This is a genomic window from Afipia dichlorophenoxyacetatis (assembly GCF_055386385.1).
The window spans coordinates 624,222-645,745 of the sequence record NZ_AP029250.1; the positions used below are offsets into that span (position 1 = coordinate 624,222).

26 protein-coding genes, 2 tRNA genes and 1 pseudogene are annotated in these 21,524 nt (G+C 57.7%); 25 read left to right on the plus strand and 4 right to left on the minus strand.

The window, feature by feature from the left end; translation table 11 throughout:
- Window positions 1–21: 21 nt before the first annotated feature.
- The 8 genes from ACZ5C3_RS02890 to ACZ5C3_RS02925 all read left to right on the plus strand — a co-directional run bounded on the left by ACZ5C3_RS02890 (window position 22) and on the right by ACZ5C3_RS02925 (window position 6,698).
- Window positions 22–462 carry a hypothetical protein gene (locus tag ACZ5C3_RS02890; protein ID WP_464035110.1) on the plus strand — a complete coding sequence of 147 codons (441 nt, stop codon included), beginning with the start codon at window positions 22–24 and terminating at the stop codon, window positions 460–462.
- Window positions 463–478: 16 nt separating this feature from the next.
- Window positions 479–967 (plus strand): periplasmic heavy metal sensor, encoded by a 489-nt coding sequence (locus ACZ5C3_RS02895; RefSeq protein WP_464035112.1) that lies wholly within the window; start codon window positions 479–481, stop codon window positions 965–967.
- A gap of 300 nt (window positions 968–1,267) precedes the next feature.
- Window positions 1,268–1,936, plus strand: a complete 669-nt coding sequence (locus tag ACZ5C3_RS02900; RefSeq protein ID WP_464035114.1) for a flagellar hook assembly protein FlgD — start codon at window positions 1,268–1,270, stop codon at window positions 1,934–1,936.
- A 21-nt stretch (window positions 1,937–1,957) separates the two neighbouring features.
- Window positions 1,958–3,232, plus strand: a complete 1,275-nt coding sequence (gene flgE / locus ACZ5C3_RS02905) for a flagellar hook protein FlgE (protein ID WP_464035115.1) — start codon at window positions 1,958–1,960, stop codon at window positions 3,230–3,232.
- A gap of 2 nt (window positions 3,233–3,234) precedes the next feature.
- Window positions 3,235–3,522 (plus strand): hypothetical protein, encoded by a 288-nt coding sequence (locus ACZ5C3_RS02910; RefSeq protein WP_464035117.1) that lies wholly within the window; start codon window positions 3,235–3,237, stop codon window positions 3,520–3,522.
- Window positions 3,519–3,977, plus strand: a complete 459-nt coding sequence (locus tag ACZ5C3_RS02915) for a flagellar protein FlgN (RefSeq protein WP_464035119.1) — start codon at window positions 3,519–3,521, stop codon at window positions 3,975–3,977. Before ACZ5C3_RS02910 ends, ACZ5C3_RS02915 begins: the two co-directional genes overlap by 4 nt.
- Window positions 3,978–4,003: 26 nt before the next feature.
- Window positions 4,004–5,776, plus strand: a complete 1,773-nt coding sequence (gene flgK / locus ACZ5C3_RS02920) for a flagellar hook-associated protein FlgK (RefSeq protein WP_464044510.1) — start codon at window positions 4,004–4,006, stop codon at window positions 5,774–5,776.
- A gap of 10 nt (window positions 5,777–5,786) precedes the next feature.
- A complete protein-coding gene (locus ACZ5C3_RS02925; RefSeq protein WP_464035120.1) occupies window positions 5,787–6,698 on the plus strand; it encodes a flagellin in 912 nt (303 codons plus the stop codon).
- A gap of 355 nt (window positions 6,699–7,053) precedes the next feature.
- Here ACZ5C3_RS02925 and ACZ5C3_RS02930 read toward each other — a convergent pair.
- Both ACZ5C3_RS02930 and ACZ5C3_RS02935 read right to left on the minus strand, forming a co-directional pair.
- A tRNA-Thr gene (locus ACZ5C3_RS02930) sits at window positions 7,054–7,128 on the minus strand.
- Window positions 7,129–7,281: 153 nt separating this feature from the next.
- Complete coding sequence (locus tag ACZ5C3_RS02935; RefSeq protein WP_464044511.1) at window positions 7,282–7,731, minus strand: nuclear transport factor 2-like protein; 450 nt, start codon at window positions 7,729–7,731, stop codon at window positions 7,282–7,284.
- Between the two features lie 259 nt (window positions 7,732–7,990).
- Between ACZ5C3_RS02935 and ACZ5C3_RS02940 the strand changes: the two genes are divergently transcribed.
- From ACZ5C3_RS02940 to ACZ5C3_RS03005, 14 genes are all read left to right on the plus strand, one after another.
- On the plus strand, window positions 7,991–8,185 hold the full coding sequence (locus tag ACZ5C3_RS02940) for a hypothetical protein (RefSeq protein ID WP_464035124.1): 195 nt from the start codon (window positions 7,991–7,993) through the stop codon (window positions 8,183–8,185).
- 69 nt (window positions 8,186–8,254) lie between these two features.
- Window positions 8,255–9,994, plus strand: coding sequence for an FAD-dependent oxidoreductase (locus tag ACZ5C3_RS02945; protein WP_464044773.1), 1,740 nt, complete (start codon window positions 8,255–8,257; stop codon window positions 9,992–9,994).
- A gap of 55 nt (window positions 9,995–10,049) precedes the next feature.
- Entirely contained in the window at window positions 10,050–10,358 is a 309-nt protein-coding gene (locus tag ACZ5C3_RS02950) for an EthD family reductase (protein WP_464035126.1), read from the plus strand.
- Between the two features lie 32 nt (window positions 10,359–10,390).
- Window positions 10,391–10,696 (plus strand): UBP-type zinc finger domain-containing protein, encoded by a 306-nt coding sequence (locus tag ACZ5C3_RS02955; protein WP_464035128.1) that lies wholly within the window; start codon window positions 10,391–10,393, stop codon window positions 10,694–10,696.
- 162 nt (window positions 10,697–10,858) lie between these two features.
- Window positions 10,859–11,344 (plus strand): hypothetical protein, encoded by a 486-nt coding sequence (locus ACZ5C3_RS02960; RefSeq protein ID WP_464035130.1) that lies wholly within the window; start codon window positions 10,859–10,861, stop codon window positions 11,342–11,344.
- A gap of 24 nt (window positions 11,345–11,368) precedes the next feature.
- The gene (locus ACZ5C3_RS02965) at window positions 11,369–12,031 is read left to right on the plus strand and encodes an NAD-dependent epimerase/dehydratase family protein (RefSeq protein WP_464035132.1); all 663 of its coding nucleotides are present in this window, start codon (window positions 11,369–11,371) and stop codon (window positions 12,029–12,031) included.
- Window positions 12,032–12,219: 188 nt separating this feature from the next.
- A complete protein-coding gene (gene murA, locus ACZ5C3_RS02970) occupies window positions 12,220–13,509 on the plus strand; it encodes a UDP-N-acetylglucosamine 1-carboxyvinyltransferase (RefSeq protein WP_464035134.1) in 1,290 nt (429 codons plus the stop codon).
- A 182-nt stretch (window positions 13,510–13,691) separates the two neighbouring features.
- Window positions 13,692–14,168 carry a DUF2948 family protein gene (locus tag ACZ5C3_RS02975; RefSeq protein ID WP_464035135.1) on the plus strand — a complete coding sequence of 159 codons (477 nt, stop codon included), beginning with the start codon at window positions 13,692–13,694 and terminating at the stop codon, window positions 14,166–14,168.
- A 100-nt stretch (window positions 14,169–14,268) separates the two neighbouring features.
- Window positions 14,269–15,564, plus strand: coding sequence for a histidinol dehydrogenase (gene hisD, locus ACZ5C3_RS02980; protein WP_464035137.1), 1,296 nt, complete (start codon window positions 14,269–14,271; stop codon window positions 15,562–15,564).
- On the plus strand, window positions 15,561–16,055 hold the full coding sequence (locus tag ACZ5C3_RS02985; protein WP_464035138.1) for a UPF0262 family protein: 495 nt from the start codon (window positions 15,561–15,563) through the stop codon (window positions 16,053–16,055). Before hisD ends, ACZ5C3_RS02985 begins: the two co-directional genes overlap by 4 nt.
- Before the next feature lie 9 nt (window positions 16,056–16,064).
- Entirely contained in the window at window positions 16,065–16,517 is a 453-nt protein-coding gene (locus tag ACZ5C3_RS02990) for an arsenate reductase ArsC (RefSeq protein ID WP_464038242.1), read from the plus strand.
- A 222-nt stretch (window positions 16,518–16,739) separates the two neighbouring features.
- Window positions 16,740–17,363: a Maf-like protein gene (locus ACZ5C3_RS02995; protein ID WP_464035140.1), complete on the plus strand. Its 624-nt coding sequence runs from the start codon at window positions 16,740–16,742 to the stop codon at window positions 17,361–17,363.
- Complete coding sequence (gene yacG, locus ACZ5C3_RS03000) at window positions 17,353–17,541, plus strand: DNA gyrase inhibitor YacG (RefSeq protein WP_464035142.1); 189 nt, start codon at window positions 17,353–17,355, stop codon at window positions 17,539–17,541. Before ACZ5C3_RS02995 ends, yacG begins: the two co-directional genes overlap by 11 nt.
- Before the next feature lie 223 nt (window positions 17,542–17,764).
- Window positions 17,765–17,840, plus strand: a tRNA-Phe gene (locus ACZ5C3_RS03005).
- Window positions 17,841–17,982: 142 nt separating this feature from the next.
- On the opposite strand, the pseudogene ACZ5C3_RS03010 reads toward ACZ5C3_RS03005, so the two are convergent.
- Window positions 17,983–18,960, minus strand: a pseudogene (locus tag ACZ5C3_RS03010) (tyrosine-type recombinase/integrase); the annotation flags it as partial.
- Window positions 18,961–19,358: 398 nt separating this feature from the next.
- A complete protein-coding gene (locus ACZ5C3_RS03015; protein ID WP_464035144.1) occupies window positions 19,359–19,604 on the minus strand; it encodes a hypothetical protein in 246 nt (81 codons plus the stop codon).
- On the opposite strand from ACZ5C3_RS03015, the gene ACZ5C3_RS03020 reads away from it, so the two are divergent.
- The 3 genes from ACZ5C3_RS03020 to ACZ5C3_RS03030 are packed head-to-tail and all read left to right on the plus strand — an operon-like array spanning window position 19,597 to window position 21,378.
- A complete protein-coding gene (locus ACZ5C3_RS03020; RefSeq protein WP_464035146.1) occupies window positions 19,597–19,935 on the plus strand; it encodes a hypothetical protein in 339 nt (112 codons plus the stop codon). The two genes, ACZ5C3_RS03015 and ACZ5C3_RS03020, sit on opposite strands and share 8 nt — an antisense overlap.
- A 22-nt stretch (window positions 19,936–19,957) precedes the next feature.
- The gene (locus ACZ5C3_RS03025; RefSeq protein ID WP_464035147.1) at window positions 19,958–20,254 is read left to right on the plus strand and encodes a hypothetical protein; all 297 of its coding nucleotides are present in this window, start codon (window positions 19,958–19,960) and stop codon (window positions 20,252–20,254) included.
- Complete coding sequence (locus tag ACZ5C3_RS03030) at window positions 20,251–21,378, plus strand: tyrosine-type recombinase/integrase (RefSeq protein ID WP_464035148.1); 1,128 nt, start codon at window positions 20,251–20,253, stop codon at window positions 21,376–21,378. Before ACZ5C3_RS03025 ends, ACZ5C3_RS03030 begins: the two co-directional genes overlap by 4 nt.
- Window positions 21,379–21,524: the final 146 nt, after the last annotated feature.

Sequence of the window (21,524 nt, forward strand, 5' to 3'; positions counted from 1 at the left end):
CCGACGGGATAAAGCGAGTAAATGGATATCGAGGAGTTCGAGGATTGGCTTGACCGCCTTGGCGACGATCTGTCGAAATGGCCCGAGCCGCAGCAGCAGGCGGCTCGTGCGCTGTTAGCAGAGTCTTCAGCCGCGCGAACTCTTATGAATGAAACGCAGGCTCTCAGCCGCATGCTGCGCTCACCTTCGGTACGCGCGCCTGTGGGTCTGGCTGACCGCATTGTGATGCAGGCCAAATCAGTCCCTGCGCATCGCCCCGTCGAAAAGCCCTCCATTGTTACCTGGTTGTCGGGATTTCTGGCGGTCGCATATCGGCTGTCGCTGGCTGTTTTCCTGCCACTTTGCTTCATTCTTGGGATACTTGTCGGATTCTTCCATAGTGTCGAAGAGCTGTACTCAGATGAACTCGATCTGACGTCCTATCTGATGCAAGTTGTCGATACAGCTGCCGTCCCGGATTAGGGTTTAGGAGTGGGGAATGGCATCGGGGTGGTTGCGACGATCGAATTTGGTCTCTGTGCTTCTGTTCTTGTCGCTCGGTGCCAACCTGTTTTTTATGGGATGGTTGCTTGGCGGCCACCCACATGTCCATGGGCATTTTAGCGGCTTGCTCGGTCATCCGGATCATTTCGGCGACCAGATACAGACGTCCCTGAGCCCCGCCGGGGCGGCCATCATGGAAGATACCTTCAACATCATTCGCAAACGCTTCTCTCGCACCCCGGATAACATTCGCGCGTCACGCGAACGCATCAAGGATGCGATGACTGCTGACCCCTTCGACGCAAGCCGCTTTATCGAAGTGTCCAAGGATGTGCGCTCCGGATACGAGAGTGATCGCGACGCGGCTGACGAAGAAATTGCTCGAGCCATCGCACGGCTGTCGCCCGATGACCGGCGCAAGCTCGCCGATATTCGTTCGACATCTCGATTTGGCGGCAAAGTTGGCGTTAGCCCGTTCCACTAGTCCGCATTCGGTAGCCCGTCCCTGTTGGACGAATAATTTTCGAAGTTGATGTGTCCTGCTCGCTTTGCGAATAGGAAAAAAATGCCGATCTTATGGGCATAACTTGCATTTCGGTGTTTCAAATTTCGCACGCCCGCGCGTGCTGAAAAATGTGCGCGATCCGCGAGCGATCGTGATCAAAAACACTGCCTGATTTTCCCGCGCCATCCGTTTCATCCAAGAACGGAATTCAAGACCACAAAATATCTGAAGCGCATCCCGCGCCGCTAACAGCGAGCGGGTGTATGGCCGGGGTTTGTCATGAGCACTAGTTCGGTCGGCGGAATGCCGTCGGTTGATCCCACAGGATCGTCTGTCAACGCGGCCGCCGCGGCTGGTGGCATCACCTCGGGTGACTTTCTCACTCTGCTGGTGAACGAGCTGCAGAACCAGGATCCACTCGATCCCACTAGCACCACCGACTTCATCAATCAGATGAGCTCTTATGCCACGTTCGATCAGCAGCAGACGCTGAACAATCAACTGGGCACCTTGCTCTCATCGTTCAACAGTCTTCTGACGATGAACTCGGTCAACTATCTCGGCCACAATGTCGAAGCCAAGGGCAACACCGCCACTCTTCAAAACGGCGAAGCATCGTTCGGCTACTCGCTCACTTCAGCAGTGAGCCGCGTCGGCATCACCATCCAGGATTCATCCGGAAATGTGGTGTGGTCAGGCACGGGTCCAACAGCTGCGGGGATGAATTCCGTCACGTGGGACGGCACTACGAACAGCGGCACACAGCTCAGCGATGGTGGTCAGTACACCATGAACGTCACGGCCACCGATGCGGCCGGCAATTCCGTCGTGAGCTACAGCACCTTCGTCGGCACCGTCACCGGTGTCGATAGCTCCAGCGGAACGACGATGCTGGATGTCGGAGGCGTGTCCGTGAATGTCAGCAACATCGTTGGCGTCAGATCTTAAGTTTGAAAAGGCAGATTTATCATGAGTCTCTCAGGTGCATTATCGTCAGCGATCTCGGGATTAAGTGCCCAGAGCCAAGCGTTGGCTATGGTGAGCGATAACCTCGCCAATGCCTCGACCACCGGATACAAGACGACGACGGGAATGTTCGACGACCTCGTCACGGGCTCTTCCAGCGCTTCGCAATATTCGTCAGGTGGCGTTACGGTTTATGGCCGGCAGAACATCACGCAGCAAGGATTGCTGCAAACCACCACAAATCCGACCGATGTCGGTATCCAAGGCCAAGGCTTCTTCATCGTGACGAGTGCGCCGAATGGCGGCGAGACGTCGTACACGCGGAACGGCGCCTTTACGACCGACAATCAGGGCTACCTCGTCAATCAGGGAAGCTATCTGATGGGGTATCGCACCGATGCGTCAGGGAATGTCGTCGGCGGCAATACGCTGGTGCCAATCAATACATCTGTGGCGGAAGTCAGCGCGGCTCCAACGACCCAGACAACGTTCCAGGCGAACTTGCCTGCTGATGCTGCTGCGGGCGCGACATTCACAACATCGATGCCGGTTTATGATGCGCTTGGCGCGGCAAGCACAATCGAGGTGACGTGGACCAAAGATAATTCCACACCTCCGGTTGCGAACACCTGGACAGCATCTTTCGGTGGGTCAGCCACTGATGCATCGGGAAACCCGACCGGAACGGTCACCGGCGCCACGGTGACGGTCACGTTCAATACGGATGGCTCGCTGAAAAGCCTGAGTCCGACATCGCCCTCCGTCGAGGTGACCGGTTGGAAAGACGGTGCGGCCGACAGCAACATCGCGCTGAATCTGGGAACGGTCGGTAAGGCAGACGGCTTGACCCAATACAGCACCGGTTCGGCAACGCCCGACATTAGTGTTACGGGCGGCATTCATTCCGATGGTATTGCGTTCGGAAAACTGAGTTCGGTTTCAATCGGACAGAACGGTATGGTGAACGCAACTTATTCGAACGGTCAGACCATTCCGATCTATAAAATTCCGGTCGCGACGTTCGATGCGCCTGATCAATTATCCGCGCAGAGCGACGGTCTCTATCAGGCGACGGCCGCTTCGGGGACTCCATCCATTCAGGCATCTGGCACGAACGGGGCGGGGACCGTGTTCGGTAGCGAGTTAGAATCAAGCGCTACCAACACGAACGACCAGTTCAGCACAATGATGACGGCGCAACAGGCCTATTCAGCATCCGCGCAGGTCGTCACCGCCGTCAACAAGATGTTTGATACCCTCCTCTCTGCCATGAGGTGATCGTGACCAACACAGAAAAATCCGATGGCGCTTCATTGATGTGGCGGCTTCGCCGCAGCATCGCCAAGGCGCGAAGCTCGGCTTGGAGCGGCGCCAACCATCGTCAGGGCCTTGCCTTGGCGGAGGAGATCAGAGCCGAGATCCGGGAATTGACAAAACGTCTGAATGCCGTCGGAAGCCAGATCGAAGCATCGAGCCGCAGGATTTCTGCGGCGGGTGCTTACAACCGCTGCGCCACTCTCCTCCGCCAGAAACAAGCACTGACACGCAACGAAAGAGCAAAGTCATGAATCGGCCCACCCAGATTTTCTCGGAGCTCAGCAAGGACACCGACACGACGATCGAGCACGTGATTACTCTGATCGACGAGCTGATCTTGGTCGTCGGCGAGGAGAATGCCTGGCTCGCGCAGGGCCTTCCGGCTTCCCGGTCGAAGCAGATTGCGCGCAAGACTGAGCTTGCCGATTGTTTCGAAAAATGCGTGGAGAATATCACGTCGCGCATGTCCTTCATTCAGGTCAACGATGAAGCGCTGCGAACGCGGTTCACCGAGCGGATGCAAGCCCTGAAGGACGCGATGGATGAAAACATCGTTCGGCTCCGCGCAGCGATCGAGGCAAGTCAGCGCCGCATCGAAGCCGTGATGAATGCCATCAAGGAACAGGTGGTGAGTGCGCGTCCCTATACGGCAAACGGCCGCTTGTACTACCCATCCACGTCGATTGGGACAAACATTCGCGCCTGATTTCCTTCCATCTGTGGAGAGTAGTGGTGTCTATCAGCAGCGCCAGTTATATTGCGTACAGCGCCCTCATGGCGACCCAAGTTCAGATATCGGTCGCTTCGGCCAACATCGCGAATGCGGATACCAAGGGTTATACCGAGAAGACAGCTAACCAGTCTGCCATTTTCACGGGTGGTGCGGGCGCTGGCGTCTCTATTAGCAGCATCACCGGGAGCGTCGACCAGCTTCTGATGAAATCTCTGGTGGGCGCGACATCCGACCTCGGCAGCGCCGACAGCATCAACAACTATCTCAATCAGCTTCAGTCTCTCTACGGCAGTACGATTGGTGACGGAAATTCCGGCACGTCGCTCGGAAATACGTTGTCGTCGCTGGAATCCGCGATCTCGTCGCTTGCGAATGATCCCAGCAACGCGTCGTTGTCGGCCAATGTGGTGCAGGCGCTCAACACGGTCGCTACCCAGTTGCGGCAGACATCCAGTGGAATACAGAAGCTGCGCGGAAATGCCGATCAGGACATTGCGTCATCCGTGGCGGACGTCAATCAACAACTGCAGCTCATCGACAGTCTGAATAAGCAGATAGCCCAGACCAGCGCGAGCGGCCAGCCGACCGGCGATCTGGAAGATCAGCGCAACACGGCGTTGCAGGACATTGCGTCCAAGATGGACGTCAGCTACTTCACCGCGCCCAATGGCAGCATGCAGATCTACACCACGAGTGGTCAGGCGCTGGTCGATAGTACTGCGCACGCTCTGAGCTACACCGCTGCGTCGAGCGTTACAGCGGGCACGACATACAGCCCCGGTTCGTCCAGTGGCTTCGGCGGGATCATGCTCAACGGCATGGACATCACGTCGCAGATCAAGGGCGGCTCTATCGGTGCGTTGGTGAGTCTACGTGATACGGTGCTTCCGGGGGCGCAATCGCAGCTCGATCAGTTGGCTGATCAGTTGGCGACGAGTTTGAATGCGGTTCACAATCAGGGCGCATCCTTGCCGCCGCCGGCAACATTGACCGGAACTGCGCCGGTCACGGCCACGACGCCTTTATCTGGAACAGGTACGGCGCGGATTGCCGTGACGGACTCACAGGGTAATCTCGTTTCCTATAAAGACTTCGATCTGTCGAGTTACTCCACCGTCGGCGATCTCGTCTCGGCGATCAACGGCACGCCCGGGCTGTCCGCATCGATCAACTCGGACGGTCATGTCGTCATCGGTGCTACGGGCTCCGGCGACGGCGTGGCGATCGATGAAATGTCGAGTGCAGTCGGCGCCAGTGGGCAAGGGCTTTCCGACTGGCTGGGGCTCAACGATCTGGTGACTGCGTCGGGTGCATCGGATTTCTCCGTCCGCAGCGACATTGTCGCCAATCCGGGTTTGCTGGCTACGTCATCGTTGGATTCATCAGCGTCGCTGACGAGCGGTGCTCAGGTTCTCAGCCCCGGCTCCGCAACCATCGCCAATAGCCTCGAGAGCACGATGACGGGATCGACGAATTTCTCGTCAGTCGCTGGACTTGGTGCGACAACCACGTCGTTTGCCGACTACGCCGCCGATATCGTGGGGAACGTGGCAACGCAGGCGTCGCAAGCATCAGACACCTATAACAACAAGCAGGCCTTGCAGTCGACATTCTCGTCGACCATGTCGTCTAACTCCGGCGTCAATCTCGACGAGGAGACCGCCCGGCTGAGCTCGCTGCAAAATGAATACACTGCCTCCGCCGAATTGTTGCAAGTGATCAACCAGATGTTCACCGCGCTAATGACCGCGGTGCAGACCGCCACGGCTTGAGGGATTCGCGATGGCAATGCGTGTTGCAACTTTTGCTCTCAACGATCAGATGATCGCTTCCGCCTTGCGGACGCAGAGCGTGATGGCCAAGGAGCAGATTCAGGAGGCGACTGGTGTCGTGTCGCCGGACTACGGTGGGCTTGGGCAAACATCGCAGCAGGTCATCAACCTTCAGGTGTCGGTTGCGCGTTCGCAATCCTATGGCGATGCCGCAACCGCCTCTGACAACAGAGTTCAGGCGATGTATTCGACGGTTACGTCGATCTCAGGCGTACTCAGCGACCTGCGGACGGCGCTTACAGCGGCGTCAAACAGCGTGTCCGTGGATCCTGCAACCGTTGCGGCATCGGCGCAGCAGATGCTGCAGGAAATGGCGTCGATGCTCAATACCCAGTACAATGGCGAATATCTTTTCGGTGGAGCACGAACCGAATCGCCGCCGGTCGATATTTCAAGCACCGCCTATCCGCCCGCCACGTCGCCATCGTCTCCCAATACATCTTATTATCAAGGCGATTCTCAGCTTGCTTCGACCCGGGTTTCGGACAGTGAGGTGGTGACCTATGGCGTGACGGCGGACAATTCCGCTTTTGAGCAGGGCATGCGGGCCCTTAGCCTTGTCGCCAATAACTCGCCGCTTTCCGCGGACACGCTCAATGAGGCGTTGAACCTAACCGTCAACGCGATCGATGGGACGTCGAGAGTGCAGGCGGGACTTGGGTTGGCTTCGAAATCCTTAGAGAACGCCAGCTCGTATCAGTCCGACTATCAGAATTTCGCCAAGACGCTTGGTGACGACCTCACGGGCGTGGACGTTGCCGCCGTGACCGCGCAACTCTCGACCTATGATGCGCAGCTCTCCGCATCCTACTCGGCCATTTCGAAGATCCAGGGCTTGGATCTGGCCAATTATCTGCACTAACCCGCGCGGCCCGTATTGGCCGTGCCTGCTGCTTCAGCGGTTCGGTGACGCCTTGCCCTTCAGATAGTTCAGCCGCCACCGGAAGCCGGCGGAGGAACTGCTCGGTGTGTTTTTCGAAGGGGGTTGGAGAACGTCCGGCTCAGAGAACTACTCCAGCGAACGCAGTTCCGGGAAAGGGCCGGGGCGCGGCAGAACAAACCGGGATCTCGCGGGCCAATTTTGCGTCAGCTGACACACGCTTTCTTGCTTTGTTCTTGTCAAAAATGGTGTTTCAGCGGAGCTGTACGCATAGCCTAAGCTTGCGCCAGTTCGCCGAATTGTCTTTTCTTTTCAAGACTTTCGAGATTTGGAGGGATGGTGCTGCCAGACAGGATTGAACTGTCGACCTCTCCATTACCAATGGAGTGCTCTACCACTGAGCTACGGCAGCGAAACCAGATTCGTCATAGATGACGTGAATCAGCTAAAGGCCTCTTGAGGCGGGGCTTCCTTGCCATAAGGCTGATGGCGGCGCAAGCACGGAACGCCCTTCTACTGAAAAGGAAATCCTTGGCTCGCTGGGGGAACGAATCCCAGGCAGGATTCAGCCCTGGGCGGCCCCCATTTTCTTATAGTCTTCCAGCCGGCCCGCGATCCGCTCGTTCATCCGTGCCCCGAGGGCCTGCAGCGCCTTCATCGGCCGAATCATCACCTCGAACTCGATAATTTTGCCGGCGGGATTGAATTTGATCAGATCGATCCCCTTGAGATCGAACTCGCTGATATTGGCGCTGAACTCCAGCCCGACATCATTCGGCCCCGCGACAAGGGTGCGGTGGTAGCGGAAATTCTCAAAAATATGGATGACGTTGGTCAGGATCAGCACACTCGCGTCGCGGCTCGGAAGAGGGATATGCGCGAACGGCGAGCGGAAAACGGTATCCTCGTCAAACAAGGGCCGGAGCACATCTTCGCTTTTTGTTTCGACGAAGCGATGCCAGCCTGCGAGGGTTTCTTGTGCCGCCGGTGCCAGAAGCTGCAAAACGTCGGTCATGAAAATCCTCATGTGGTATGATCTACCATCCGATATTAGCGCAATTGGTTCTGGTTTGCGACGTTGGGCTAGTGTCCCGAATCCGAAGTTCGCCTCATAGTACCGCGCACCTCGTAGCGAACTTCGGATTCGAAAGGACACTAGGAAGCTATGATTCTAGTGTGGTCTAGGTCCAGAAGTTCGCTTGAAGGATGTGTCGAGAGAGTGAAGCGAACTTCTGAACCACCACACTAGGCCATGCGTATGGAATGGATCGTCGATGGCGGATGAATCGGACAAGGAGGCGTCGGGCGCCAAAGCTGCGCGGGAAGCGCGACTGAAAGCGGCGTTGCGCGACAATCTGAAACGGAGAAAATCCCAGGCACGCGGCCGGGCGGGGATGACTGTCGTTACACCCGAAGATGACGCCCGCGTGCGAGAGGATGAATCTGCACGCGAAAAGTCCGGCCAATAGGCGCCGTAATGTTTGAGCATCGTGCAATTCGATGCACCTTTTATTTAGCGAGTAAAAAAGATGAGTGAGATGGTGACAGATCCGGCAGAGACCCTTGGTGCAAACGGAACGGCGCCTTTATCGGTGGCCACGCCTCATGACGAGCAGGCGTTTCCGCGTTACGAGCAAACATTCCCGACGCTGACCGATGCGGAAATTGACCGCATGCATAGCTTCGGGGATGTCCGTCAATATAAGGACGGCGAGCGGTTGTTCGAAACCGGGAAAACTGGTCCGGGCATGTTCGTCGTGTTGTCGGGCACGGTGTCCATCACCCAGCGCGATGGGATGGGACATATCACTCCGGTGATCGATCAGGGGCGGGGTCAGTTTCTCGCTGAGGTCGGGCAACTCTCGAATCGTGTGGCGCTTGTCGATGGCACTGCCGAGGGCGATGTCGAGGCGCTGCTGATTCCGTCGGCCAATCTCCGGGCACTTCTTGTCGCTGAGGCGGATCTCGGCGAGCGCATCATGCGGGCGCTGATCCTGCGCCGCGTCAATCTGATTCAGGGTGGTGTCGGCGGTCCGGTCCTGATCGGTTCGCCGCTGCTTGCCGACGTTGTCCGCCTGCAAGGTTTTCTGGCGCGGAACGGTAACCCTTATCATTTGCTCGACCCGGCAACTGACAAGGACGCGGCCGATCTGATCGGACGGTGTTCGACAAGGCAAAGCGACTTGCCGCTGGTGGTGTGTCCGGATGGCACGGTGTTGCGTAATCCCTCCGAGTCTGCCCTTGCCCGCGCCATGGGGATGATCGGCAGCGTATCGTGCAGGAAGATGTACGACGTGGCCATCGTCGGCAGCGGGCCCGCGGGGTTGGCGACGGCGGTGTATGCCGCATCGGAAGGATTGTCCGTGGCAGTGCTTGATGCGCGCTATTTCGGCGGTCAGGCTGGTGCGAGCGCGCGCATTGAAAACTACCTTGGCTTCCCCACGGGCATTTCGGGGCAGGCTCTTGCGGGGCGCGCGTTCACCCAGGCCCAGAAGTTCGGCGCCGACATGATGATCCCGGTGTCCGCCATCTCGCTCGATTGTTCGAAGCCGGATGGCGCATTCGAACTCGTGCTCGATTGCGGGGAAAAATTAAGGTCGAGGTCGGTGGTGGTGGCGAGTGGTGCGCGGTATCGTCGGCCAGCGATCGAGAATCTCGACAAGTTTGAAGGACGTGGCGTTTGGTACTGGGCTTCGCCCATCGAAGCGCGGCTTTGCGCGGAGCAGGAAATCATCCTGGTGGGGGGCGGAAATTCCGCGGGGCAGGCCGCGGTGTTTCTCTCGGGACACGCCAAAAAAGTTCGCGTGATGGTTCGTAGTGACGGTCTTGCAGCCAGCATGTCGCGCTATCTCATCGACCGCATCAACGCGACACCGAACATCGAGGTGATGACGCGAACCGAAATCGTTGCGCTGGAAGGCGCTCCCGATGAAGGCGGGCTGTCCCGCGTGCGCTGGCGCAACCGCGATTCCGGCAACGAGACGGCTGCCGATATCCGCAACGTATTTCTGTTTGTTGGCGCCGACCCTGCAACGGCTTGGCTCAACGGCTGCGGCGTGACCCTCGATCGCACCGGCTTCGTCGTGACGGGGGCGCAGTCCGAACAAAATCTCGGACGGCTGGTCGCGCCGCTGGAAACGTCGGTGCCCGGCGTGTACGCGGTGGGCGATGTGCGGTCCGGTTCAGTCAAGCGCGTGGGTGGCGCTATCGGCGAAGGCGCGCAGGTGGTTGCGGCGTTGCATGGTTTTCTCAGCGACACGGCGAAGCCGGCGCTATAGGCTGCCTTAGTCGGTCATAAGAACTTGGCCGGTCTTAAAAACAGGGAGGAAGGCAGTGGCACAGCTCGTCGTGACCTACAAAACGCCAAAAGATCCTGCAGCTTTCGATAAGTATTATGCCGAGACCCACATCGGGCTTGCGAAGAAAATTCCGGGCTTGCGAAAATACCAGATCAATCATGGACCGATCACAGCGCTGGCTGGGGCATCCGATGCTTATCTGGTCGCTATCCTCACCTTCGACAGCGCAACCGCCATTCAGGCGGGGCTCGCCAGTCCCGAAGGACAGGCTGCCGCGGGGGATTTACCGAATTTCGCGAGCGGTGGTGCGGACCTTATCCTGTTCGACACGAAAGACGTTTAAGTATCCTCACCAAACAACGGGTGTAGCCAAGCATGCCCAAATGCACACACATCGCCGGAATTCGAGACGTGACGCCAAGCGCGCTTGGCTGCGAGGAATGCCTCAAGACCGGCGATGAGTGGCTGCATCTGCGGATTTGCCGCACCTGCGGCCACGTTGGGTGTTGTGACGACTCGCCCAATAAACATGCGACTAAGCATTTCCACGCGACGCAGCACCCCATCATCGAAGGCTACGATCCGCCGGAAGGGTGGGGATGGTGTTATGTCGACGAGGTCGCCTTTGATCTCTCCGATCGCAAGACACCGCATAACGGTAAAATCCCGCGCTATTACTGAAAGCAGCAGCCTGTCGCTCAGACGCTTTTAGAGCGTCTGTCGCGTCGAGCCACGGCAGGTGCTCTTCACAAATTCTGGAAGCTAGCGCAATCCTGTCGAAGTCCTGTTGCGCTGGTGTGCGCATGCTGTAGCCTTGAATCACCTTAAAGATAGGGGCGCATCATGATTTTAGGTATGAGTCTGCAGGCATTTACGGTTTTCCATCTCATTCTCAGCATGCTTGGCATCGCCTTCGGCTTCATTGTCGCAGGCGGCATTCTTGCATCGAACAAGCTGCCCGGCTGGACCGCGTTGTTTCTTCTGACGACGATCCTCACGAACGCGACCGGGTTTCTGTTTCCGTTCGCCAAGGTCCTGCCGTCGCATATTGTCGCCGCCATCTCGCTGGTGATGCTCGCTGTTGCGCTTTATGCGTATTATGGCAAGGGCCTCGTCGGCGTATGGCGTCCGGTTTATATCGTGACCGCGATGCTGGCGTTGTGGTTCAACGTCTTCGTGCTGGTCGCGCAGTCGTTTCTGAAAGTCGCGTTGTTGAACGTGTACGCCCCGACGGGTACCGAGCCGCCTTTCGCGATTACGCAAGGCGTGGTGCTGGTTTTCTTCATTTTTGCGATTGTTCTCGGTATTCGGCGATTCCGGCCAGCGTAATATTGGCGAAGCGGTAGAGCGCCGATGAGAGTCATTCTGTTCGGCGCGACTGGTATGGTCGGGCAAGGCGTTCTGCGTGAATGCCTGCTCGATCCCGATGTGATCGATGTTCTTACCATCGGACGAAGCGCCACCGGCCAGCCGCATCCAAAACTGCGTGAAATTGTTCACTCGGATTTCCTGGATTATTCGGCGATCGAACATGATCTGTCCGGCTATGATGCCTGCTTCTTCTGTCTTGGCGTGACGTCGCTAGGAATGAGCGAAGAAGATTATCGCCGCGTGACCTACGACATCACGCTGGCCGCTGCGCGAACGCTCGTGCGGCTCAATCCGGATATGACGTTTGTCTATGTGACCGGGGCCAGCACCGACAGCACGGAGCAGGGCCGTGTGATGTGGGCGCGGGTCAAGGGCAAGACCGAAAACGATCTCTTGAGGCTGCCGTTCAAGGCGGTCTACATGTTCAGGCCCGGCGCGATCCAGCCGTTGCACGGGATCAAGTCCAAGACTGCCTGGTATCAGGCGATCTATGTCGTGGCCGGGCCGCTTCTGACGTTTCTGCGCAGGGTTGCGCCGAAATACGTCACGTCCACTGAGCAGATCGGTCGGGCTATGCTGAGGGTTGCCAAACGTGGTTATCCGACGCGGATTCTGGAAAACGAGGACATCAACCGGGTGGTGTGATTCGGCAACGGTGGGCCGGATTATGCCGATCCCGGTCCAGGCGACACAATTCCAGCGAAATTGGTTGCATTAGACTGAAAAGCTGAAGCTTTTGGGGACTATAGGCTTTCGTGGCGGCGATCCGTGCGACGGTTTCCACATCGCCTGAAACACGCTAAGACAATTTATCCGGAAAAGGCAGGTTTGGTATGGATCGCATTCGCATCGTCGGCGGCAATAAGCTCAATGGCACCATTCAAATCTCCGGCGCAAAGAATGCTGCCCTTCCGTTGATGATCGCAGGCCTCCTGACGGACGAAACGCTGATCCTCGACAACGTGCCTCGCCTCGCCGACGTCGTGCAGCTTCAGCGCATTCTCGGCAATCATGGCGTGGACATCATGGCCGCCGGCAAGCGGCCGGGCGACCACGAATATCAGGGCCAGACCCTGCACATTTCGGCTGCGAACATTATCGACACCACGGCCCCGTATGAACTCGTCTCGAAAATGCGTGCGAGCTTCTGGGTGATCGCGCCGCTGCTGGCGCGCATGAAAGTGGCGAAGGTGTCGCTGCCCGGTGGCTGTGCCATCGGCACGCGTCCGGTGGATCTGTTGATCATGGCGCTCGAGAAGCTCGGCGCGACGATTCAGATCGACGGTGGTTATGCTGTGGCTACCGCGCCGAATGGCTTGATCGGCGCTGAAATCGATTTTCCAAAAGTGACCGTCAGTGGCACGCATGTTGCGCTGATGGCTGCGACGCTGGCAAAGGGCACCACCGTTATCATCAATGCGGCCTGCGAGCCTGAGATCGCCGATGTCGCGGATTGTCTCAATAAGATGGGCGCGAAGATTGTCGGTGCAGGCACGCCGCGCATCGTGGTTGAAGGCGTTACCAAGCTCCACGGCGCCCGGCACACCGTGCTGCCGGATCGTATTGAGACCGGAACTTACGCTATGGCTGTCGCAATGACCGGTGGCGACGTGCAACTCGCCGGTGCCCGTCCGGAACTGCTGCAGTCGGCCCTCGATGTGCTGGCCGAAGCCGGCGCTGTTGTTACGCCGAATAACGAAGGCATTCGTGTTGCGCGGAACGGTGCCGGCATCAATCCGGTTGTCGTTTCAACGGCACCATTCCCCGGTTTCCCGACGGATCTGCAGGCGCAGCTCATGGCGCTGATGACAACCGCCAAGGGATCCTCTCATATTACCGAGACGATTTTCGAGAACCGTTTCATGCACGTTCAGGAACTCGCGCGGTTCGGCGCGCGTATTTCGCTGGACGGTGAAACTGCTATTGTCGAGGGTACGTCCAAGCTGCGCGGCGCGCCGGTCATGGCGACCGATCTTCGTGCGTCGGTGTCACTGGTGATCGCGGCACTTGCTGCCGAGGGGGAAACGGTCGTCAACCGCGTCTATCACCTCGACCGTGGTTTCGAACGGCTTGAGGAAAAACTGTCAGCCTGCGGTGCCACCATCGAGCGCATCAGCGGGTAGGAAAACGTCCTAGTACCGCCGATCTGAAGTCCCTGTAGCAGTTGCGGCGATCTCGTCCAGGGACTTCAAATCGATAGCGGTACTAGAATCATAGGTTGCTAGTACCCTTTGCTTTCCGAAGTTCGCAAAGCAGGTGCTGCGACGTGTTACGAACTTCGGAAAGCGGGTACTAGCGAGGGTCGATGTCGCCACACAAGCTGATCGCTCTCGATGAAGATGACCTGGCTGTGATCTCGGCGCATGTCCAGGACGCCTGCATTGTGGCGAGCGACATCATCTGGCGGCAGGGCGAAAAGCGGCTGGTTGTCGGGATGCGGCGGCCGGATTGCGAGGAAATCCTTGCCGGGCAGGGAGCCCCGCATCAGGTCATTTCCGCTCTGCGGTTCGATCGGGTCCTCGCCTGCAAGGCGCGGAACATCGATATGGCCACGCCGGAACGGCCCCTGAAGCTTTTGGGCCTCGAATTCCATCCCACCGATGCCCCCGGCGGCAACGTCCTGTTGCTGTTCGCCAGCGGCGGCGTCCTTCGGCTCGATGTCGAATGTCTTGAATGCGAACTGGCCGATCTCGCCTGCGACGTGTTTGGCGAGGCGTTGGACGAGACCTCCGGCGACGGCCGTTCCGACGGGAGTGATTTTTCCGACAGGACAGGGCTTTAGACGTTTTCCTGTCGATTCCCCGGCTCGCGATCTTGCGTCAGGGATGCTAAGGGTTAGGACCATTTGTTCTTAGTCCTCGACCAGAGAATTCTTCACGACAATGCCCCTTCGTCTCGACAGCAGCGCCGCCGACTTCGCCACGCGTTTCAATGCCTTCCTCGCCATGAAGCGTGAGGTCTCGGCCGACATCGACGCGGCTGCGCGTGCCATCGTGGACGATGTCGCCAGGCGCGGTGATGCCGCGTTGGTCGAAGCCACCCGGAAATTCGACCGTCTGGATGTTTCAGCCGATGGGCTGCGGATCACAGCGGACGAGGTCGATGCTGCCGTCAAAGCCTGTGACGATAGGACCGTCGATGCGCTGAAACTCGCGCGCGATCGCATCGAGCTTTTTCACAAACGTCAATTGCCGAAGGATGAGCGTTTTACAGACGCGCAGGGCGTTGAACTCGGTTGGCGCTGGAGTGCGATCGAAGCGGTAGGTCTTTACGTGCCGGGCGGGACAGCAGCATATCCCTCATCGGTGTTGATGAATGCGGTGCCGGCGAAAGTCGCCGGTGTCGATCGTGTGGTGATGGTGGTGCCGTCGCCTGACAACAAGCTCAATCCGCTAGTGCTCGCGGCGGCAAGGCTCGGTGGCGTGTCGGAGATCTATCGCGTGGGTGGTGCGCAGGCTGTCGCCGCGATGGCGTATGGCACCGCGACCATCAAGCCGGTGGCGAAGATTGTCGGTCCCGGCAATGCGTATGTCGCAGCCGCCAAGCGTCTTGTCTTCGGCAAGGTCGGCATCGACATGATCGCAGGCCCCTCCGAAGTACTGGTGATCGCCGACCGAGGTGCGAATCCGGACTGGATTGCGGCCGATTTGCTGGCGCAGGCAGAACACGACGCCAACGCGCAGTCGATTCTCATCACCGACGATGCATCGCTTGCAGCCGCGGTCGAGCGTGCGGTCGAAGCGCAGTTGACGACATTGCCGCGCGCTGAAATCGCGCGTGCGTCGTGGAACGATTTCGGCGCTGTGATCCTTGTCAAAACATTGGATGAATCCGTGGCGCTCGCCGATGCCATCGCTGCCGAGCATCTGGAAATCATCACCGCTGATCCGGAGAGCCTGAGCACACGCATCAGAAACGCTGGCGCCATCTTCCTCGGCGCGCATACGCCAGAGGCGATTGGAGACTATGTGGGCGGATCGAACCACGTGCTGCCGACAGCGCGATCGGCTCGCTTCTCGTCGGGACTGGGCGTGCTCGATTTCATGAAGCGGACGTCGATCCTGAAGTGCGGGCCGGAGCAGCTGCGTACCCTCGGGCCTGCTGCGATGACGCTGGGCAAGGCCGAAGGCCTTGATGCCCATGCGCGGTCCGTCGGAATACGCCTCAACCTGCCATGAGTACGCCTCCGCCAGATGATGATGTCGGCTACCGCATCGTCGCGGTGACGCTCGATGAAGAATCCATCGGACGTTCAGGGCCCGATATCGAGCATGAGCGTGCAATCGCGATCTACGATCTGGTGGAGCAGAATCTATTCGTGCCTGAAGGTGTGCCGCCGGGCCCTTTCACGCTGCACATCGGCATTACCGGCAATCGCCTGATGTTCGACATCAAGCGCGAGGACGGCACGCCTGTGGTCGTCCATCTGTTATCGCTGACGCCGTTCCGCCGGATCGTGAAGGACTATTTCATGATCTGCGACAGCTACTATCAGGCGATCCGCACCGCGACCCCTGACAAGATCGAAGCGATCGATATGGGGCGTCGTGGCGTTCACGACGAAGGATCGCGGACGCTGATGGAACGGCTTGAAGGTAAGGTGCGCTTGGATTTCGAGACCTCGCGCCGGTTGTTTACGCTGATCTCAGTTCTTCACTGGAAAGGGTGAGCGCGTATGATGGCGCGTTCCCCGCAGGCCGTCCTGTTCATGTGCGGACAGAACAGCGTCCGGTCGCCCACGGCGGCGTGCTTGTTGCGCCATCTCGTTCCGCGCGGGCTTTATGTGCAGTCGGCGGGTGTCAGCAAGGCTGATCTTGATCCGTTTGCGGTTGCGGTGATGAAGGAAATCGGCCTCGACATTTCCAACCACAAACCTTGGACGGTCAAGGACCTGGAAGACTGGGAGGGATTCAATTTTGATCTGATCGTCACGCTCTCCCCCGAGGCCCATCACAAGGCGCTGCAGTTGACAGCGACCCTTGCAACGGAAGTCGAATACTGGCCAACGCCCGATCCCGTCGGCGTTGAAGGTCGCCGTGAGCTGCAGCTCGATGCCTATCGTGCGGTGCGCGACGGTTTGCTGCAGAAAATCCGCAAGCGGTTCGGGTCGCCCGGTATGGCGAACGAGTAGGCCGCGCAATGATCACGCGGCTTGCGGTCCGGGGAGGCACCTGAGCCGAGCCAACGTCCGGTTGGTGGCATCCCTTTCCGGTGTCGTCCCGTGTGCTGGCCGAGTGATGATTATTTCGTCCCGAAAAGCCGCCGAATATGCCAATCCTGTGCTGTTGTCGTTCCGGCAACCTTCGGATAGTTTCCGCGCCCACTAACCTCAGATCGAATTGACCCATCCCGCATGTTAGGCCGTTCTAAATTCGTTCTCGCGTCCGGCTCGCCGCGGCGCCTCAGCCTGCTCAATCAGGTGGGCATCGAGCCCGATGCGCTACGCCCCGCCGATGTGGACGAGACGCCGAAGCGTGGCGAGCTGCCGCGGGCCTGTGCCAACCGGCTTGCACGTGCGAAGGCGGATGCCGCGCTGAAGTCGGTCCAGCTCGACGATGAACTGCGCGGCGCCTATATTCTGGCAGCCGATACGGTCGTCGCGGTCGGACGGCGGATCCTGCCGAAGGCGGAACTGGTGGACGAAGCCTCGCAATGTCTGCGTCTGCTGTCGGGCCGCAATCATCGGGTTTACACGGCGATTTGCCTGGTAACGCCGAAGGAGACCTTCCGACAGCGGCTGGTCGAGACGCGTGTGCGTTTCAAACGGCTGAACGAGGACGATATTGAGTCCTATATTGGCTCCGGTGAGTGGCGCAGCAAAGCCGGTGGCTACGCAGTGCAAGGCATCGCGGGGTCATTTGTGGTCAAGATGGTCGGCTCCTATACCAACGTTGTCGGCCTGCCTTTGTACGAGACCACCGCCTTGCTGGGCGGTGAAGGTTTTCCGATCCGTTTTGGCTGGTTGAATGCCAACTGACGATAAAGCGAAGGCACGTCCTGCCAAGCCTTGCCCGATCTGCGGTAAGCCGTCGATCGAAGCGTCGAAACCGTTCTGTTCGGAGCGCTGCCGCGATATCGACCTGAATCGCTGGCTATCGGGGTCCTACGCCATTCCGGCCCGTGAGGGCGACGACGAGGATGATGCGGAGAGCTGAAATAGTCCCGTCACCGGCGGGGGTGATCAGCCCATCATGTGAATAATCCTCCCCGATCTTGTTGCGGCAATCTTCGCGGTAATGGGCGAGCGTCGGCTAATTTCCGGTAATCATTGGGAAATTTTCACCCCTGTCGGGGCTAAGAATGCGCCGCAGGTGGCTGGACAGGATCGTTCGGTCTCACTATAAACCGGCGCTCTCCCTGAACTTGCTTCGGGGCGGCGCCCAGGTAGCTCAGTTGGTAGAGCATGCGACTGAAAATCGCAGTGTCGGTGGTTCGATCCCGCCCCTGGGCACCATTCGATTTATTTCATCAAAGATTTCAATCTCTTCTTCGGGCCGGTGGGGCACTTTTCCGCTTTTCGGCGAAGAGTGGGACACATTGGGGTGGGCAAAGCGTGCCATGGCGTTCTCGGCCAACACGCGCTGGCGAGCGCCGCGTGTGTATCGGGTAATTTCCTTCGATGTTCGATGGCCCGTAATGGCCATGATTTCGTTTTCTGGTGCACCCAATTCAGCCAGCCGTGCTGCAGCAGCCTTCCGTAATCCGTGCGCCGTACAGTGCGACAGGCCCGCCGCGTCACATTGCTTGCGAAACCAGTTGCCAAAGCCGTTCGAAGTGAATGGCTTGTTGAATTCCGTAACTAAGAAAGTCTCTTTGCCGGTCGCGCTGGCAGCAAGGATGCTTCGCAATTCCGGTCGAACGGGTATCTCCATACGAATCGGTTTGCGTTTCTTGTTCTTCTGCTGGGTAAATATCAGCCACCCATTTTTAAGGTGTTCTGGCCCGAGCAGGACGGCGTCGGAACGCCGCTGGCCCGTGTAGAGCATCAACGCCATCGCAAGTCGTGCCTTGCTGCCGATAGGATGGGCGGCTTCAAATTGCTCAACCTCTTCGATTGACCACGAGTGGAAGCCTTCCGATTGCGACGCAAGGTAGGGCACGTCCCGCGCGGGGTTAGAGTCGCAAAGGTTAGTGACCACCGCATGAGCAAATACCTGCCGCAAGAACTTCAAAAGCTGATTCGCAGCCTCCGGTGTTTCGGAGATCTGATCGCGAATGGCGAGGATATGACGAGGCAAAACTGAATTGCCCGGAAGCTCCCCGTGCTTTTCGCAGAGTCTATCCAACGCACGGCGTCTTACCATCTGCGTCCGTCCGTCCAAGGCTTTGAATTGGGCGCTCGTATAATAAGCGACCACCAGAGACCTCATACTGCCATCCTTCGGACGACGGTCCCTCATCAGAGTGGGCGCGGGTGCCAGTTTCCCGCTTAGTGCTTCGGCATAGGCAAGCTTAAAGTCTCGCGAACCAATTTTGTCGGGCAGGCGAATTTTTCGCTGGCCACGTTTGCGGAAATAGATTCGCACGTTGCCGTGCCGATCTTTGTCTTTGAGAACATAGGGCCAATCGGTCATTGGAGAGCGAGAGCCTTATCCCACGGATTTGCGTCAGAGTCGTCGCTTGGCAGGTTTTCAAATGCACGATCCAGTTCGTGCCGATCCCAAATGACGCGGCCACGAAATCTTCTCGGGCCGGGTATGGTCCGGTCCTTCACGCCAAGATCGAAGCTAGATGGTGAGATGCCAAAGTATTCTGCAGCCATTTCACGGGACAGCCCACGTGGAGGAAGGGATGCCGGTAACGACGAGCGGCGCGGTTGGTTATCGTTGGCTGCAGTTGGGTGGTTCATCCACTTCTCCATCGGACCAGTTAAATAGTTTGACATAAGAGGGGCTTGACGCTCGTCGCAGGAAGTAACCTGTTCGATCTATCATCCAAAAAGAAGAAGCCTCCCGAAGGAGGCCTTTTCTGTTCAGCAGAGACTAAGTGCGAGCTTTTGTATGAAGACATCCGCAAAATCTGGCTCGCCAGTTTGAAAGAGAATTTTACGCTTCGCTTCGCGATCCCCGTCGCTTGATATTGGTGCAGCCAAAATAGCCGCTTCGACGGCTGTCAGCCTGTCGTCCTGACTCGCGTCTTCGCTATCCAAAATCTGCTGCCTTGTGGCTGCAAGTTGATGCACGCTATTGCTCGATAGCGAGTAGCTATTGATGTCCATTGATCGCTCGCTGTTTTGGCTTCTGAAGGCCCGCTCAGTGACAGACCGAGCAACCGGGGGTTCAGAACTTGCCAGCAGCAAGCCGGACGCTTTTAACCTAACGGTCTGGACAGCGCGTCCGCCCCCGGCCATCGCTTGGCCTATACGCAATACTGATGAGCGTTTTTCAATTGCTTTACTGTTTGGGGTTCTGAAGCCCGGCGACACGATGCCATCAACGTCGGTGTTCGCAAGTCATTTCTCGCATCCAAAATCGGTTTTATTTGATCATTTCAAACCGAATATCGGTGCGTACTTGCTGTTGGCACGAAGACTCTTGTGTGTTCACTAAGGCGCGTCTCTCACAACAATGCATGCATGACGAGCGCCAGCCTTCAGCGTGCAAAATTGAACAAGGTCGCTTCATGAAAATAGACCATCGCTTCCCTCAATGGCCGCGTGGCCTAGCCCGCTTGATGGCCGCGCAATACATCGGCGTGTCGCCAGTCATATTCGACAGGATGGTGGCCGAAGGCGACATGCCCCAGCCGAAACGTTTTTATCAAAGAACGATCTGGGATCGGATCGCGGTTGATAAGGCATTCGACTTACTGGATGGTGGGAACGCGACCGCAATTTACGGTGAGGAAATCATAGAGTTTGCGCCGTGAAGATCAAATTACCAAAGTACGTTTCAAAAGATAAAGGACCGGACGGCAAAGAGCGATTTTACTTTCGTCGTGTCGGCCAAAAGAAGATCAGGATACGCGGCATTCCGTGGACGCCATCGTTCATGGCCGAGTACAAAGCGGCGAGTGGTGGTGTCGTTCTAACTCAGAGCATTAAGCCGCAGAAGGTCGGAACCTTCAGTTGGCTTTGTGAGCAATACTTTGCATCTGCAGAGTTTAAAGAACTAGACCAGACACTAACAGCGCCGCGTCGTAAGAATACTCTTTTGAAGATCTGCAAAGAGCCAACGAAGCCCGGAAGTAATATTCTTATGGGCGACGTACTGGTATCGGCATGGAATAAAAAAGCTGTGCGAGCGATGCGTGACCGCGTGGCTCATAAACCAGGTACAGCCAGTGATTGGCTTAAATGCTTGCGCAGTGTCTTTAAGTTCGGCGTAGATGCGGATCACTGCGAAGTTAATCCAACTCGCGACGTTCCTTTTATCCGCAGCAACAATGTCGATGGGCACCATTCTTGGACAATTGAGGAAGTTGAAAAGTTCGAAAAGAAGTGGCCTATTGGTTCGCGTGAGCGATTGGCGTTTTCTCTGCTGCTTTACACCGGCCAGCGTTTGTCGGACATCATTGCGTTTGGACCGCACAATGTAAAAGAAGGTTGGCTTCACTTCACGCAGCACAAGAACCGGAACAAAAAACCGGTTCACATGCAGGTGCCTATCCGGCCAGAACTGCAGCACGTGCTGGACAACACTGTGACCGGCGAAGATACTTTCCTGCACAACACGTTTGGCAAGCCGTACATCGCGAACACGTTCAATATGTTTTTTGCTGGCGCGTGTAAGACCGCAAAGGTCCCCGGTCGCGCTCACGGACTCCGTAAGGCGTTTGCATCCCAGTTGGCAGAGCTTGGATCGTCGGAAAACGAAATCATGTCCCTCACAGGCCACCAGACTTCGAAGGAAGTCACCCGTTACACAAAGGCGGCTAGGCAGCGCGTGATGGCAGAGAAGGCAATGGCAAGGCACAAGGTGGCAGGTGCGGCCCGTTTCGCGTACTTGCGCTTACCACTTCCGACCGCCGAGAACTTTTCCCTTCGACGGTAGGAGTTCGGCCTTTAGCTTGTCTCTTTGTGCGCAAAGGCCGTCGATCTTATCCAGCATACGCTGCAATAACTCTTCGGCAGACGCCGTCGAAATCCCAGCACGTTGAAGCCTCAAGATATCCTTGCGCTGGCGTCCTACCTGGCCAC